The organism is Megasphaera stantonii, from assembly GCF_025567065.1.
GTDB lineage: Bacteria > Bacillota > Negativicutes > Veillonellales > Megasphaeraceae > Megasphaera > Megasphaera stantonii.
The window spans coordinates 27,254-40,863 of record NZ_JAOQKD010000022.1 but is presented as its reverse complement, the minus strand read 5'-3'; the positions used below and the strand labels follow the sequence as shown (position 1 = coordinate 40,863).

Sequence of the window (13,610 nt, the reverse complement as noted above, 5' to 3'; positions counted from 1 at the left end):
TCACCGTCGGTCGTGGTGGAGCCGGTGACATGCTGATCGCCGTTGATGGTAGAGTCGCCCGTAACCGTCTGATCGCCCGTGACATCCTGACCACCGGTTACCGTCTGGCCGCCAGTTACAGTTTGCGAGCCGTCGACGGTCTGATTGCCGCCAACGTGGGAATCACCTGTAACATCTTGGTTACCGCCAACGTTCTGGTCACCGTCGGTCGTAGTAGAGCCGGTGACATGCTGGTCGCCGTTTACCGTAGAATCGCCCGTCACCGTCTGATCGCCTGTAACCTCCTGACCACCGGTTACGGTCTGGCCGCCGGTAACTGTTTGCGAACCATCAACAGTCTGGTTACCGCCAACGTGGGAATCACCGGTAACATCCTGGTTACCCCCGACATTTTGATTTCCATCGACAGTTTCATTGCCAGTAACGTGTTCGCTGCCGTTAACTGTGGAATCGCCATTTACGGTTTGGCCCCCTGTAACGGTCTGACCTCCATTTACGGTTTGGGACCCGTCGACTGTCTGGTTACCGCCAACACTTTGATCTCCTTCAATCGTTCCAGATGATCCACCGCCGGTAAAGAAGCTCTGGGCATCATCTGTGAGTTTTTCGACTGTCTTCTCACTCCAAGTAGTTGAACCACTGTCACCACCGCCGGATGTACCACTTTCGCTACGAAAAATGTAGAGTGCACCACCATCTAAATGTTTGCCACCAATCTCTTTATCTGTAGGAGTATAGTATAGGTAACTACGGCCATTGTCGGCACCCACAATTTTAATAGCAAATTCCCGGGAAAAATCTGGTGCAGTATTATCACTTAAAATTACGTCAGGATTTTTTAAAAAGCTAGAAACGAAATCTAATGAATCGCCCATAATAGTACCAGGCATACCTGTGCCATAATCAGCTGCATATACATTTGTTACGCTATTAGCTCCAGTAATTAGTACTGCACAAACAGAAGCTTTTAGCAAGGTGGACATATTTTTTGATTTTTGCTTACCATTACTTTTAGCCAATTCAGACACGACTACATAGCAATTCTTTGCTTTTGAATAAATGACCTTATAAATCTTATTCATGTGTGAAATCATCCTTTCTATAAGATTGGATAAACATTAAGAAGAAAATAAGTCTGTGCATATCACCGTCCTCAGTGGGATGGGGAAGAGGAAGCGTACCGTGTTTGGTATGACTGGTATTTTTTCCATTCCTCATCGGCGTTTTTATAACTCAGCCACTCATGGATGAAGTCATCCTGCTTGCCGGCCATGATAATCTGATCCATCTTGATTTGGTCGGTTTTGCTAGTAGCTGTTACAAAGGGGAGTTCAGAGGGCTGCAGGGCCAGGCGGAACAGGCGGTTTCCCTTATTCCGGTCGGAATAGTAGTAATCCTGTTTGGGCGTCATCTTGGAGATGATTTCCGTTTGGCGGGTATTGCAGCCGAAAATACGATATAAATCCTTATTGGCATCGCTCGTCGCGTTGCCATTCGGTAGAAATATCTTGTGTTTGCACTGGTCATTGACCGTATCCATGAGAGCCGGTTTACTGGCAATATCGGACAGTTGCTGCGTTGCAATCCATATGGACGTATATTTTTTTCTCATGTCCTTAAAATATTCTTTAAGTTTGGCTTGAAAGATAGGATTGTCTAAAAAGAGCCAACATTCGTCGAGTACGATCAGGCTTGGGCCGGAAGCCTTACTGATACGGGTTTCGATTCGGTGAAACAAGTAGTCGAGCGTCGGCGCCACAATGCCCGGCGTTCCCATGAGGGTTTCCATTTCGTACACCTGCCAGCTGCCGGTGCCGGAAAATTCCTTATTGTTGTCAAAGAGTTTCCCGTAGCTTCCTTTTGATGTAAGCGCCTGCAGTGCTTGCCGAATTTCGTGGGATTGTACAAATTCGGTGAAAACTGTCAGCGTCCGCTGCTCCTGCGGCATGACGGAAAGGCTTTTTAAGGCGTTCCAGACGTAAATCTCTTCCTGCGGCGTTACCGTAACGTTTTTCTGGACGAGGTATGCCATGATCCATTCCTTAGCCCATTTCATCTCTTTTTCATCGTCAATATGCGCGAGCGGCTGAAAGGATAAATCCTGCATACCTTCTGCGGCCAAATTATAAAAGTGACCGCCGACGGCGTAGGTTAGAGCCCGGCTTGATGCTGCTTTATCGAAGATAAACACGTTGGAGTTGGCATATTTCTGGAAATGCGCTTCAAGGGTGTTCAGGAGTACGGATTTGCCGGAACCGGACGGTCCGACGATAAGCGTGTGCCCTACGTCTCCGTCATGGAGACTGAGCCGGAACGGCGTATAGCCGCTGGAATCGGTGTAGAGCAGGACAGGCCCCTTTAGGTGTTCGTTATTTTTGTCTCCAGACCACACGGCTGTGGTCGGGGCCATATGACAAAAATTTAAGCTGCTGACGATAGGCCGCCGGATGTTGCACTTGTAGCAGCCGGGCAGGGTCCCGCGCCAGGCTTCGACGGAGTTTTCCGTTTCGATAAATCCTGTGTACCCCAGGCTGTTCAACGTTTCCAACAGGCGATTGGCTTTGTCTGCGCAGGCCTGTTTATCCGTGTCCATGACGATGAGCGTCATGGTGTAATAGCCATAGCTCACGAAGTCTGCGCCGAGTTCGCGCTGGGCTGCCATGGCGTCCTCTTTATTGTCTACAGCTGACTCGTCGATAGCGCCCTGCAGCTCTGTCTGGGTGATGGCTTCCCTGATATAGGTAAAAAAGCCTTTCACCTGCTGTCCCCACAGTTTGACGTAATGGGATAGTTCTTCCATGCCGTCCGTGCGGGACAAGCAGATGAACCGGCTGACCCAGCGGTACTCTATATTGAGGGCGTTCAGGGCGTCAAAGACGCCGGGTGTCGTGACTGGCGGGAAATTTAAAATCGTGATGATTTTCATATGCTTGCTGCCGAGCTGGGGATTGCGGCCGCCGATAAATCCGGCGTCTGTAATGTAGTTTTTAATAAACCGCATGGGATTCGGCTTTACCGCAAACCGCCGGTCAGAGACAAGTGAATGCAGGTAGGTCAAGGTTTCCTCGCAGTTGAGCTGTTCCATGTTGCGGTTAAAAATGAGAGCCAGCATATTGCTGATCTGCATGGCCCGGTCGCGAAACTTGTCGATGTACTCGAAATACAAACGCCCATTCGCTTGAAACTTTGCGGTATTTTTCCTCTTTTCAACAAAGAAATCTAAAAACTTCCGGGCCATGAAGTTTGGCGGCGCCTGATAAACGACGAAATAGTAGTCTGTATCAAAATGGACTTTGCTGGCGTAGTAATCGCGCCGTTCGTCGTCCATCAGCTGCGTGAGGGGCGTCGGCATATCCGACGAGTCATAGTCTGTCGCAAAATGCCGGTGGGCGTCAAAATACAGCACATATCCGGTCGGCAGGGATTTCATAACGTTGTTTAACTGGTAATTAAACTGCATGAGTTCCGTCTTGGTAGCGCTGTCCATATCGGGGCCGCGGAACTTAAAGACTGTGAATAATGCGTAATCGTGGTTATAAACGAGATTGATGTCGTCTTTCCCGTCCGGATCGATGGCTACCCAGGGAATCAGGCTTTCGAGCTGAGAACGTTGGGTAAAAACCCCGTTTTTATTGGTATACGCTGCCTCATGCTTTTCGAGGGCTTTCTTAGCGGCGGCTGCCTTTTTTGCAAATCCAAACAAGATATCACCTCCTGATGTAGTAATTTGCTATGATTTGATGAGTTAGGGTTCGTAATAACTTTCGTAATCCTTGCCGCGCCAGAACACGTCTAAGAAATATGGATCTTGCGTACCAAGGTACCTAAAGATAAAATGTACGCCGACGGCCAAGACGGGGACGATAAAGGTCTTTAAAATGATGCCTCCCAGGACGCCGATGAGTACCTCAAGCAGCAGAATATTACGGGGGACGCCGCCCCAATACAGGGGCTTTGTAAGACTTCTGTGTAACGGCGCTTCGTAGCCTTCGGGGATTTCTTCTGTTGCCATGGCTTATACCCCGTAAATGGTGGCGCCGCCGGCGCTGTCCGTAATAATTTCTACGAAGTTCGGTGCAAATAAGCAGATGGAGATAGCAAAGACAAGCATGATAAATTTTTGTGTACCCGCTCCGCCGTGTCCGGCAAACATGGCGATAGCGGCGGCCGCGATCCCCATGATGCCAAGTGTCGTAGGCAGGGGGCCGGTAAGCTGATCGGCAAGGGAGTTTAAAAACTTTGTCCAAGGCCAGGAATCAACGTCGGCTGTATCGGTAATGCCGACATCGCTGGCAAAGGTAAAGATAGGACTCGTAGAAAGGAATAAAGACAGGCCGGCTACCTTGTACAGATAGCGGCGCTGCATGGCAGCTTTCTGCTTTACAATGAATAAGTGCAGGGTGTTGGTGTGCATTGAGAAAACCTCCTTTAAGAACAAGTTGGATATGATGTAAAAGCATAATTTGTGCTAAAACGATACGTTTTGACACAAATAAGCACGAAATAGCACTATATAGCACTTTTCAGCGCAGTATTATTTGGTACGTGACGGAGAACAAATTCTTGTCTTACGTCGTCATAGGTTTTGACTTCGATAATATCGTTGACGACGCGGCCTTTCCGGCCGCCGCCGAGGTCGGTATGGACGATGCTGATAACGACGTCGATGGCTTCGCCAATCAGGTCATTGATGTCGCCGGCTGCGTCTGGATCTTCCCGGGCCAAACTGCGGATACGGGTAAGGGCAAGTTCGGCAGAGTTGGCATGGACTGTGCAAACGCCGCCTTCATGTCCTGTGTTCCAGGCTTTCAACATGGTATACGCGGCGCCATCCCGGACTTCGCCGACGATGATTCTATCAGGAGACCTTCGCATGCAGTCTGCCAGCAATCGGGTCATGTTGTATTTGAGGCCCTGGCTGTTTGTCTCCTGTTTGGTAAACATAGGGGAGTAGTCGTCGGCCGGGCACTGCAGTTCCGGCAGGTCTTCGAGTGAGATGATGCGATGATACGGAGAGATCCGGGCGATAGCTTCCAATATGGCGTTGAGGAACGTCGTCTTTCCGGTACCGGTACCGCCGACGATGAGGATATTCTTGCGGTCGGCAATGGCTTTTTCGATATAGTCCTTGTAATATGGAGTGAGGGTGCCGTTTGCGACGTATTCAGCAAGAGTAAAAATCCTGTCGGCCTTTTTACGAATGTTGAACTGGGGATTGCGGACAATGGGCGGGATCTCGCCCTGAAACCGGGCCCCGTATCCCCGGATTTCGGTAGAAATACTGGGAATGTCTTCGTTGACGACTTTACCTACCTGACCGGCAAGTATTTCGATAATAGCCTGGATCTTGTCGGATGACAGGTATATGTTCGTTTTAACCTTTCCCTCTTTGTAGGACTGATACCGGATATAGCCGTCGTCGTTGACATAGATTTCGGTAATGTCTTTGCGTTCCATCAGCTCTGATATCCCATTGCCCCACAAGGATTGCAGAGAGCTGTTGATCATATCTGCCAATTAGCCCATCTCCTCGTAGTACAATGTCGGGCTGTCCGCTGGAGGATTTGCCGGTTCGGAGGCTTCTGCCGGTACGCATTGCGGCGCGGGCTGTACCGATTGCCGGGTTTCCTGGAACGCCAGATAGCGGTCTGTGTATTTATTGATGGCGGCAGTCCTTACAGATTCATCGGTAGAATCCATCATGTCTTTTGCTTCCAGAGCGATGCCGATAATAAGCGGTGTGTTATCCAGCGGTAAGCCCGTTTCCCGGAGCAGCCGGATCAAGACCGCATATTTTTCTTCCTCGATTTGCTTATTGATGTCCCTCAGCTCGCTGCTGGTCGCTTTGATGGATTCCCGGAGTTTTGCTTCCTGTTTCCGCCGCCGTTCGTTCAGCAGTTCCTGTTTCCTCATGAGCTGTTGGAGTTTGACATGAGAGACCATAGGTTTCACCTTCTTTCTCTTGGATTAGTCCGTATGTTTCTTTGAGCTTCTGGCGGCGCTGTGCAAGACGCTCTTCCCGTCGCGGGTTGGCATTGATGGTCTCGGCTCTGCCGCCGGTACGGAGCACGTCGCTGACGTAGGGAGCGTCCGCCAGTTTGCGGGTAAAGAAATCCTGCTCGTAGTAACGGATTTTTTGCGTTAAAATGGGCGGGTTATTCTGGGCAAAAATGATTTCGTTGTCACCCAGGCGCCGCGTTTCTTCGGCCGTCATAAGGGGACGGGAAATCTCGCTCCGTGAAATGTTTTTCCTAAACCATTGCCCCGTATCGGAAATGGATTCGGCAATGATGGTCTGGTTGCCGAGATTTTTTTCCAAGTACGCGGCCGTTTTGTCTTCGTTTGGGGAAAAGAAGATCTGAAGGCTAGTGTTCATGGGGATCTCGTTATCCTTTCCGTATGTTTTAAATAGCTGATCCAGGCCTTGCATGACGAGAAAACCTTTCATTCCGAACCCCGCCGTAAACGCAAAAGCTGAGACAAAACGCTTGAGGTTGCCCAGGCTGTTAAATTCATCCATCAGGAGCAGGCATTTATGCAGGTATGCCGGTTTGGCAGCCCTGCCGTTTTTGTACTCCGCAATTTCCTTCGTGTGGCGTCCTACCATCAGTTCAAAAAAGAGCCGGAAAATAGGGGACATACGCAGGAGGTCGCTTGGAGGAGTAATAAGGTACAGTGATACGGGTCTGGGATGTTTCATCAGATCGTCGATGCAGAAATCGCTGCACCGTGTATTCATCGTAAGCACCGGGTCCAAATACTCTTTGAGGGCTGTATTGGCCGTGGAAATGATACTGCCCAGCTCGTTGTCCGGTTTTTTTGCAATTTCGATAAACCCGCGGTTGATGATAGGATGGGTGTACGGCGCTTCTGAGGGACCAATAAAATCGTCCGGGTACATGTGGTGCAGGTCGTCCGGCGTAAAGTGCCGGGTGACGTAAGCTTGCTGTTTCATATCCCATTCCTCGATGTCGATGCCTTCTCTCGGCACATGCTCATAGTTTTGAAGCGCCTGTATGGCCGTGACAAAATCCTGCACGCTGTATTCTGCATCGTCGATGGTGCCGTCTTCAAGTACCGTAGGAGCGGCCGCTGCTTTGAGGAAACTGGCAACGGTGTACAGGTTCGGTGGATTGGGGTAATGGAGCTTATCTGTGCAGTGGGCATACTTTAAGTGGAGGATGACTATAGAGATAACGTTGGCGGCGTTGGCAATCCAGTGGTCGGCATTTTCTTTGCCTTCGTAATTTGCGATGACATTTGCGATGTTCTGGGCTGTCGATACTTCTTCAGGCGTGCCGATCCGGATCTCGTCCAGCGGGTTCCAGCGGGCGCTGGAACCGTCTGCGCAGGTTGGCTCGAATTTAATGACTTTCTGGCCCATTCTTTTCCGGTATCCTGCTGTGATCCCCCAGTTTTCCGATTTGATGTCGTTGACGATGACCGATTCTTTCCAGCCTCCTAGTAAGGTTGGGACGATAACGCCGACGCCTTTCCCGGATCGGGTTGGGGCGACGAGTAAAACGTGCCGGCTTTGGTTATCCCTCAAGTAAAAGTGCGGGAGTTTGGTATAAATCCCAAAGGCTGCATCATACAAGCGTTTCCAAAGGTACGCCGACGAACATTTTTTCGGCTTATATGCTGGCGGGTTTTCCAGCCAATTACGGTGTTTTTCTATTTCCTTTTCCAAGGCCACAGACGGTTTGCTTCCTGGGGCTGCCATGTCTTTTTGAAAGGTGAGCTTAGCCAGGGACTGTGCGTGACGGGCCCGTTCTTTTTCAAGCTGCTTGTCAAAGGTCATTTCACCGTAGCTCTCGGACTCGTTTTTCTTGTTTTCCAGGTATCGGAGCAAGGCCGTAGCATTCCGGATTAGGCTGTTGTCGTAGAGGCCTACGACAACGCCGGAGCCGGAAATGAGGCCCATTTTTACCAGGTCTTTGTATGCGCCCCAATGAGCGCTGCCGTGACTGGTAAGCTGCTTTTGCGGGCGAAAGATAACGAGTAGGACGAAGGACAAAATCAAGCCGCCGATGGGATACAGCATGACGTCTTTAAAAAGACCGGGAACATAGGCACGGTACATGCCGTACCACGTAAGCAATTTCCATGGCGCATACAGCGTTGTTGTGCCAAACTGCAGCAACGGAGTTCCGAGAAACTGCGTATCATACTGAATCAACTGTGCAAATTTCTGCGTCCCCATCCAGCTGCCGCCGACGGCAGGAAGCAGGCAACAGAAAAAGAGTGCAATTCTACTCAATGTACTCACCAATCAGGAGATCCTGGTTAATGAAAATATTGAACTGATAGCCAGGAGAAATGGTGATGGTCGGCGCAATATTGGCGTCGCGGTCGATAAGGTCGCTGGCCGTTTCCATAACTTCGGCAACGGCGCCGGCTACGGCTTCCTGGCCCGGGCTTCGGTTGTCATCGCCGCTGGTATTGCCTGTCGCTGACTGGGCGGCGGCGCCGAGAAGGGCTGTCATAAAAGCGGTCTTAAACAAGGTTGACGAGTGGGTGGTGTATTTATCGATCAGGCCCGGCGTACCCGTGCCGTCAATAGCTTTCTGGTCGGGCAGTTCCAAGCTCGAGCCGTCCGGTAAAATGATGCGTTCAAAGATGACGCCAATGCGCTTGTTGCCGCGTGCGCCAGCCTGACCATACGTACCGATGATTTTACTGCCCTGAGGGATTAACAGATGCGTGCCCGTCAGGCTGTCATAAATGTTCTGACGTACCAGGGCTACGACATCGCCGCCTGGCATGTCGCTGGATACGCCGGTCTGGAGCGTTGCCGGGATAACGGAACCTGCCTGCAGGGCATACTGGCCGTTCGTTTCATCTCCGGCATCATAAAACAAATTTTCATCCGGCTGCGGTTCTGCGGCCTGTACAGTAGCGGTGCCGGTAACGACATTGGTTACTGCCGCGGCAACTTTAAATGCGATAGAGCTGTTCATGGCTTCTTCTTCGGCTTTCTGTGCTTCGGCAGCCGCCCGCAAAGCGGCTTTCTGTTCGGCAGAAATACTTGGCTGGTGGGCAGATGTTACGGTCGGGGACGCCGATGCAGAAGAGCTGCTGGCTGCACGGCTGCGCCGTACGGCAACGGGCTGGCTTTCCGTTGGCGCCGCATGGGATTTTGCAGCTGTATTCCCTCCCTTGGAATCTTTTTCTTTTGGTTTTTGATTGTTCTGATATTTTGCAATGTCGCTATACTTGCTGGGCAAGTCTTTGTTGCCTGCCCGGGCCGATACGGTAGTTTCCTGCGGCTGCTGCTGTTTCGATGCATCCGGCGTATCCGGTACCAGCGTGGTATAGGCCATAGAGGCCGCGGCGATAAAGGCCACGATGCCGCCGGCTGTCAGGATATGTTTTTTGCGCAGCCGATCGGCACGGCTTCCTTCGTCTTCTTCATCGTCCGGTATATAGAGCTCTCCGTCTGCCGGATTCTGGGGACGGGCGCCGGTAGGTATATCTTGTTTGCCATTGGGATAGTCCTGCTGATAAAACGACGTTTCATAGTCCGTGTTCCAGTCGCTTTCTTCCGAACTCGTTTTCCTAAAGCGTTTTTTTAGGTTTTCTAGTAAATCTGAGATGAAATATTTTATATCCATCAGTTTTCTGCACCTCCGTACAGCACGTCAGACGGCAGGATGTCCAGGTATGTTTTCGGGGTATAGCAAAGGCGGGCTTTGCGGAACACCCTGTCGGCGATGATATATCCGTTTTTGATGCGATAGTTTACGAGGGTCATTTTGTTCTCGTAATCGACGTTGTATAACACCGGTAAATCGTATTTATTGGACTGAGGCATGAGGATGTATGTCCTCGTACCGTCGTCAAAAATTTCGGCAGGATACAATGTCTTTTCCAATTTTCCGTGCTTTTTGACCTTGTATTTTCGGTTCAGCTTTTTTAAGGCATAGGCGCCGTCTTTCTTTTCCATATAGATGTCATAGAATAGCTTTTCTTCTTTGCTCTTCCATGGCAGAGGACGCGACATCATTTTTTGGAAAGCTTCGTCCGGGAAAGAGAACTCCACGATCGGCGTATAGTTGGATGTCACGGATACGAGATACAGGCGATACGTTCTCTGGTTAGTATTGATAATCATATTGGTTGCGATATTCTTTGCCAGCGGTTTGATATAGATATGGGATGTCGAGCCGACGGAAGACTGGTCGATAAGCCAGCGCTTAGTATCGCCGGCGCCAAGGTACGTAATGGTCTCGCCCGGTTTTAAAGCTATATCTGTGACATAACCCATTTGCACGTTGACACGGAACAAACTGTCCGGCTTATACTCGTATACCACTTTGGCGGCCGAACAGCTGCCGTCGCTGGTATCGTATGTAGACTTGGCTTCGTCAGCGGCAAAAGCTGTGGATATACAGCAGGTCAGTGCAACCAGGAGGGCGGTTTGTTTAAGTTTCATTGCTGGTTCCTCCCTGCAGTGCTGGTGTCGGCGCTTTAGATGTCGATTCTATGGACATGGTGAGATCCTTGATTTTCAATCCAAGCGGATTAATCAGGAGCTCGGCTTCTTTGGTCGGCGGATCGACAGTTACGGCAAACAGCGCAACGTAGTTATTAATCCGATGCGTCGAGGAACCGGAGAGGGAATACTCTTCTTCAGACCAACGCACCTGATACGTTCCCTTGGAGCCGGGCTGCAGCTGGATACTGCGGATCGTAGGCTGCACGGTCATTTTGCCCAGCTTTGCCCGCGGATCGTCGTTTTTCAGCATATCTGCCAGCTTGTTGGCTGACTGTGTGGTGAGATAGTGGGCGGCCCGGTCTACGTTATTTTTGTATTGGACCGGATCGAGAGGGACCGTCCGGGTATCGGCGACGAAGTTCGTGAGGAAATATTTGATTTCGGCTTCCCGTGGGGAGTAGTTTGTGGCTTTCAGCTCTCCGCCGGTTTCTACCTGACCGGTGGCGTTATCTACGCGGACGACATACGTCTTGTAGTTATACGTGGTGGCAATAAGGACAGTAACGATGACACAGATGCCAATAATGACAATACAGGCTTTCATAAGCCAAAATGCCGTATCGCGCTGTTGTTTGAAATTTAGAAGATCGTCGCTGTAGGGTTTCATCGGCCCTTTTTCAAAGATGTCAGCGGCGTTTCCGTCCGGCGGGGCACTGTGGTCCGGGCGGCGTCGGAGTGGGTTCATATATAAGCCTCCTTTTTCATAGGTTTTATTGATTTGTTGTGTTAAAAATATCATGAAAATACTACAAAGTAAATAGCAATAAATGCTTATAAATAGCTTAAATAAGCTGTTTCATTACAGATACTAATAAAATATTTTGGAAATTTAGTAATAAAAAATAGTACAAAAATAAGAGTGGAAATGGTATAATGACAAGCAGAGGAAATCTTGAAAAACAAGGGGATGCGCATTTACGCAAATGTCCCTGACATTTAGCTATGCGCTTTCCGCCAAGCGGAAAGAACCCGCTGCGCGGGACGCCTGCGGCGTAGGCCAAGTTTGGCCTGAAAAACAGAAATATAAAATTTTTTAAAAATTTTTTGGCAAAACCAGGGCGGGAAAACATGGCGCTTTATTATTTTTCGAATACACCCCACGCAACGCGCGCGGATGGTACAAAAGTGAATACAGTAGCGCACTACGAATATATTTGCCGGGAAGGCAGCTATGCCAACATGAAGGGCCGTGAAGAAGACCTGGTATTTTCTCGCAGCGGGAATATGCCGGACTGGGCAGCCCATGCCGGCCAGTTCTGGCAAACGGCTGAGGAAAAACGCCAGGCAAACGGCCGTGCATACCGGGAAATCCGGTTAGCCCTGCAAGAAGAATTGTCCCTGTCCGATAACATAGCCCTCGTTGAAGAATTTTTAGATAGAACCGGCATCGGCAAGCGCCATGCGTTTTCCTATGCCGTGCATGATAAAACGGCGGCCTTTGACAAAGACCACCGCAATATTCATGTGCATATTATGTTTTGCGAAAAGACCATAGAGAAAGACCGCCCGCTGGGACAAGAGATGTACTTTAAGCATTATTATCTGGATCAGCAGGGGAATCCGTGCGCCGGATACCGCGCGGACCGGTATTATCAGTCTGTTCAGGGTACACGTGCTATGCGTAAACTGTGGGCTGACATGGTAAATGCGAGATTCAAGGCCGCCGGTATGGAGATTTCGGTTTCGGAAAAATCCCTTCAGGCGCAGCGCGACGATTTGATAGAGCAGGGGCGCCATGACGAAGCAGCCCTCCTGGACCGGATACCGGCGCCTCATTTGGGTGATGCGTACCGGAATCCAAAGACGATAGAAAAAATCCGCGAGCGAGAACGGGAAATAGAGTCCCAGTGTGATGACCCGACTTGTACTACCGATGAAATGGACGAGACGGATCAGCAGGATTCGATTGCCGAGCAGAAGATTGTCATGTTTGCGACAGATGCTGTATTGCGAAAAGTCATCGCTGAAATCCGACGGGAACAGGAACGTATCCGCCGGGAAGAAATCCGTGAACGGGAAGCCTTTATTGCCGAAGCGTTGGATGAACGAGCTGCGGAAGAATTAGAAGCCCAGCCGGTTACGGTGACGGCTGCCGACGTGTATGACGCCCTGATGGAAAAGAAGGAGGCGTTTGCCCAAAAAGAAGCCCGGCATCTTGCCGAGTACAAGCAGCTGCAGAAGCAGATGGTTGCCAAAGACAATATGTGGCCCATGGCGATTGAAAAGGTTATCGGCAAGGGGTACTGGAATACAGTGAGACAGCGTAAGCGTTTGGAAGAGCAGATCCAGCCCGTTGCGGACGAATATTATAAGCTGGCCCGTACTCGCCAGGAAAACGAAGCGCTGCGAACGCAGTATGCACAGCTGATACGCAGGAAACAGGCTTTAGAAGCAGATTTCCAGCGGTATCAAGGGGAAATTCAGGCCAACAGGGAAGCGATTGAGCAGGTAGTCCTAGCGTTTAAGCAAAGTAATGAGCAAGTGCTGAATCAAGGGAAAAAACTATATCGCCAGATTATGATCGCCCGGAAACAAAAAAAGCTCTTCGCCGGCAAGGCTGAAGAGCTGAAGAAGAACGTCCCGATGGACCACTTATATTATTGTGACAGCCTGCATAACGTGGTATTGCGCAGCTCGCAGGTTGAAGGCAAAAAAGCTGTAAAAGATTGCCCTATCCGTGCCTATGAAGGCCGAGCGTATGCCGTCATTGACGATCTCAAATTGGAGCAGGGAAAGGCAGCGCAGGCAGGAGCCGTCATGATAGGCGATACGGTGAAAAAGGGGCAGGTGCGCTTGTACATGGTAACGGTGCAGCCTGCGGATCATCCGCAGGGATTTGATATAACCGCCGTAGAGAAAACAGACGGGACAGTACGTATGTATGGTATCCGTCAGAGAAAAACGGCTATGGAACCCGGGGGCAAGGCTGCACGGAATGCGCAGCTAAAGCGCCGTGCAGAGTTTACGGATAAGCTGGAGCACATGCTGCAGAAAGCCGTAGATGATACGAAAGCCCGGTACCATGCATGGTGGGATGACAGCGATCCGTACCAAAAGAAAAATGAAGCCGAACGGGTTGAAGAAGAAATGTATAAGGGCTGGAGTTTATAGC

11 protein-coding genes are annotated in these 13,610 nt (G+C 50.2%); 1 reads left to right on the top strand and 10 read right to left on the bottom strand.

Annotation, left to right across the window (positions count from 1 at the left end; translation table 11 throughout):
• The 10 genes from OCV58_RS10235 to OCV58_RS10190 all read right to left on the bottom strand — a co-directional run.
• The coding region (locus OCV58_RS10235) for an ESPR-type extended signal peptide-containing protein (protein WP_267312890.1) at positions 1–1,082 on the bottom strand (1,082 nt) is incomplete at its 3' end.
• Positions 1,083–1,153: 71 nt separating this feature from the next.
• Positions 1,154–3,703: a TraG/VirB4 family ATPase gene (locus tag OCV58_RS10230; protein WP_154877775.1), complete on the bottom strand. Its 2,550-nt coding sequence runs from the start codon at positions 3,701–3,703 to the stop codon at positions 1,154–1,156.
• Positions 3,704–3,745: 42 nt separating this feature from the next.
• Positions 3,746–4,012: a VirB3 family type IV secretion system protein gene (locus tag OCV58_RS10225; protein WP_107195581.1), complete on the bottom strand. Its 267-nt coding sequence runs from the start codon at positions 4,010–4,012 to the stop codon at positions 3,746–3,748.
• A 3-nt stretch (positions 4,013–4,015) separates the two neighbouring features.
• Entirely contained in the window at positions 4,016–4,414 is a 399-nt protein-coding gene (locus tag OCV58_RS10220) for a TrbC/VirB2 family protein (protein WP_154877774.1), read from the bottom strand.
• A 95-nt stretch (positions 4,415–4,509) separates the two neighbouring features.
• The gene (locus OCV58_RS10215; protein ID WP_154877776.1) at positions 4,510–5,508 is read right to left on the bottom strand and encodes an ATPase, T2SS/T4P/T4SS family; all 999 of its coding nucleotides are present in this window, start codon (positions 5,506–5,508) and stop codon (positions 4,510–4,512) included.
• A gap of 9 nt (positions 5,509–5,517) precedes the next feature.
• The gene (locus OCV58_RS10210; RefSeq protein ID WP_267312889.1) at positions 5,518–5,784 is read right to left on the bottom strand and encodes a hypothetical protein; all 267 of its coding nucleotides are present in this window, start codon (positions 5,782–5,784) and stop codon (positions 5,518–5,520) included.
• A gap of 28 nt (positions 5,785–5,812) precedes the next feature.
• The gene (locus tag OCV58_RS10205; protein ID WP_154877772.1) at positions 5,813–8,260 is read right to left on the bottom strand and encodes a type IV secretory system conjugative DNA transfer family protein; all 2,448 of its coding nucleotides are present in this window, start codon (positions 8,258–8,260) and stop codon (positions 5,813–5,815) included.
• Positions 8,253–9,614, bottom strand: coding sequence for a TraB/TrbI/VirB10 family type IV secretion system protein (locus OCV58_RS10200; protein WP_154877771.1), 1,362 nt, complete (start codon positions 9,612–9,614; stop codon positions 8,253–8,255). Before OCV58_RS10200 ends, OCV58_RS10205 begins: the two co-directional genes overlap by 8 nt.
• Complete coding sequence (locus tag OCV58_RS10195; protein WP_154877770.1) at positions 9,614–10,435, bottom strand: TrbG/VirB9 family P-type conjugative transfer protein; 822 nt, start codon at positions 10,433–10,435, stop codon at positions 9,614–9,616. Before OCV58_RS10195 ends, OCV58_RS10200 begins: the two co-directional genes overlap by 1 nt.
• Positions 10,425–11,183 (bottom strand): VirB8 family type IV secretion system protein, encoded by a 759-nt coding sequence (locus OCV58_RS10190; protein ID WP_232818749.1) that lies wholly within the window; start codon positions 11,181–11,183, stop codon positions 10,425–10,427. Before OCV58_RS10190 ends, OCV58_RS10195 begins: the two co-directional genes overlap by 11 nt.
• Before the next feature lie 440 nt (positions 11,184–11,623).
• On the opposite strand from OCV58_RS10190, the gene OCV58_RS10185 reads away from it, so the two are divergent.
• Positions 11,624–13,609, top strand: a complete 1,986-nt coding sequence (locus OCV58_RS10185; protein ID WP_267312888.1) for a MobA/MobL family protein — start codon at positions 11,624–11,626, stop codon at positions 13,607–13,609.
• Position 13,610: the final 1 nt, after the last annotated feature.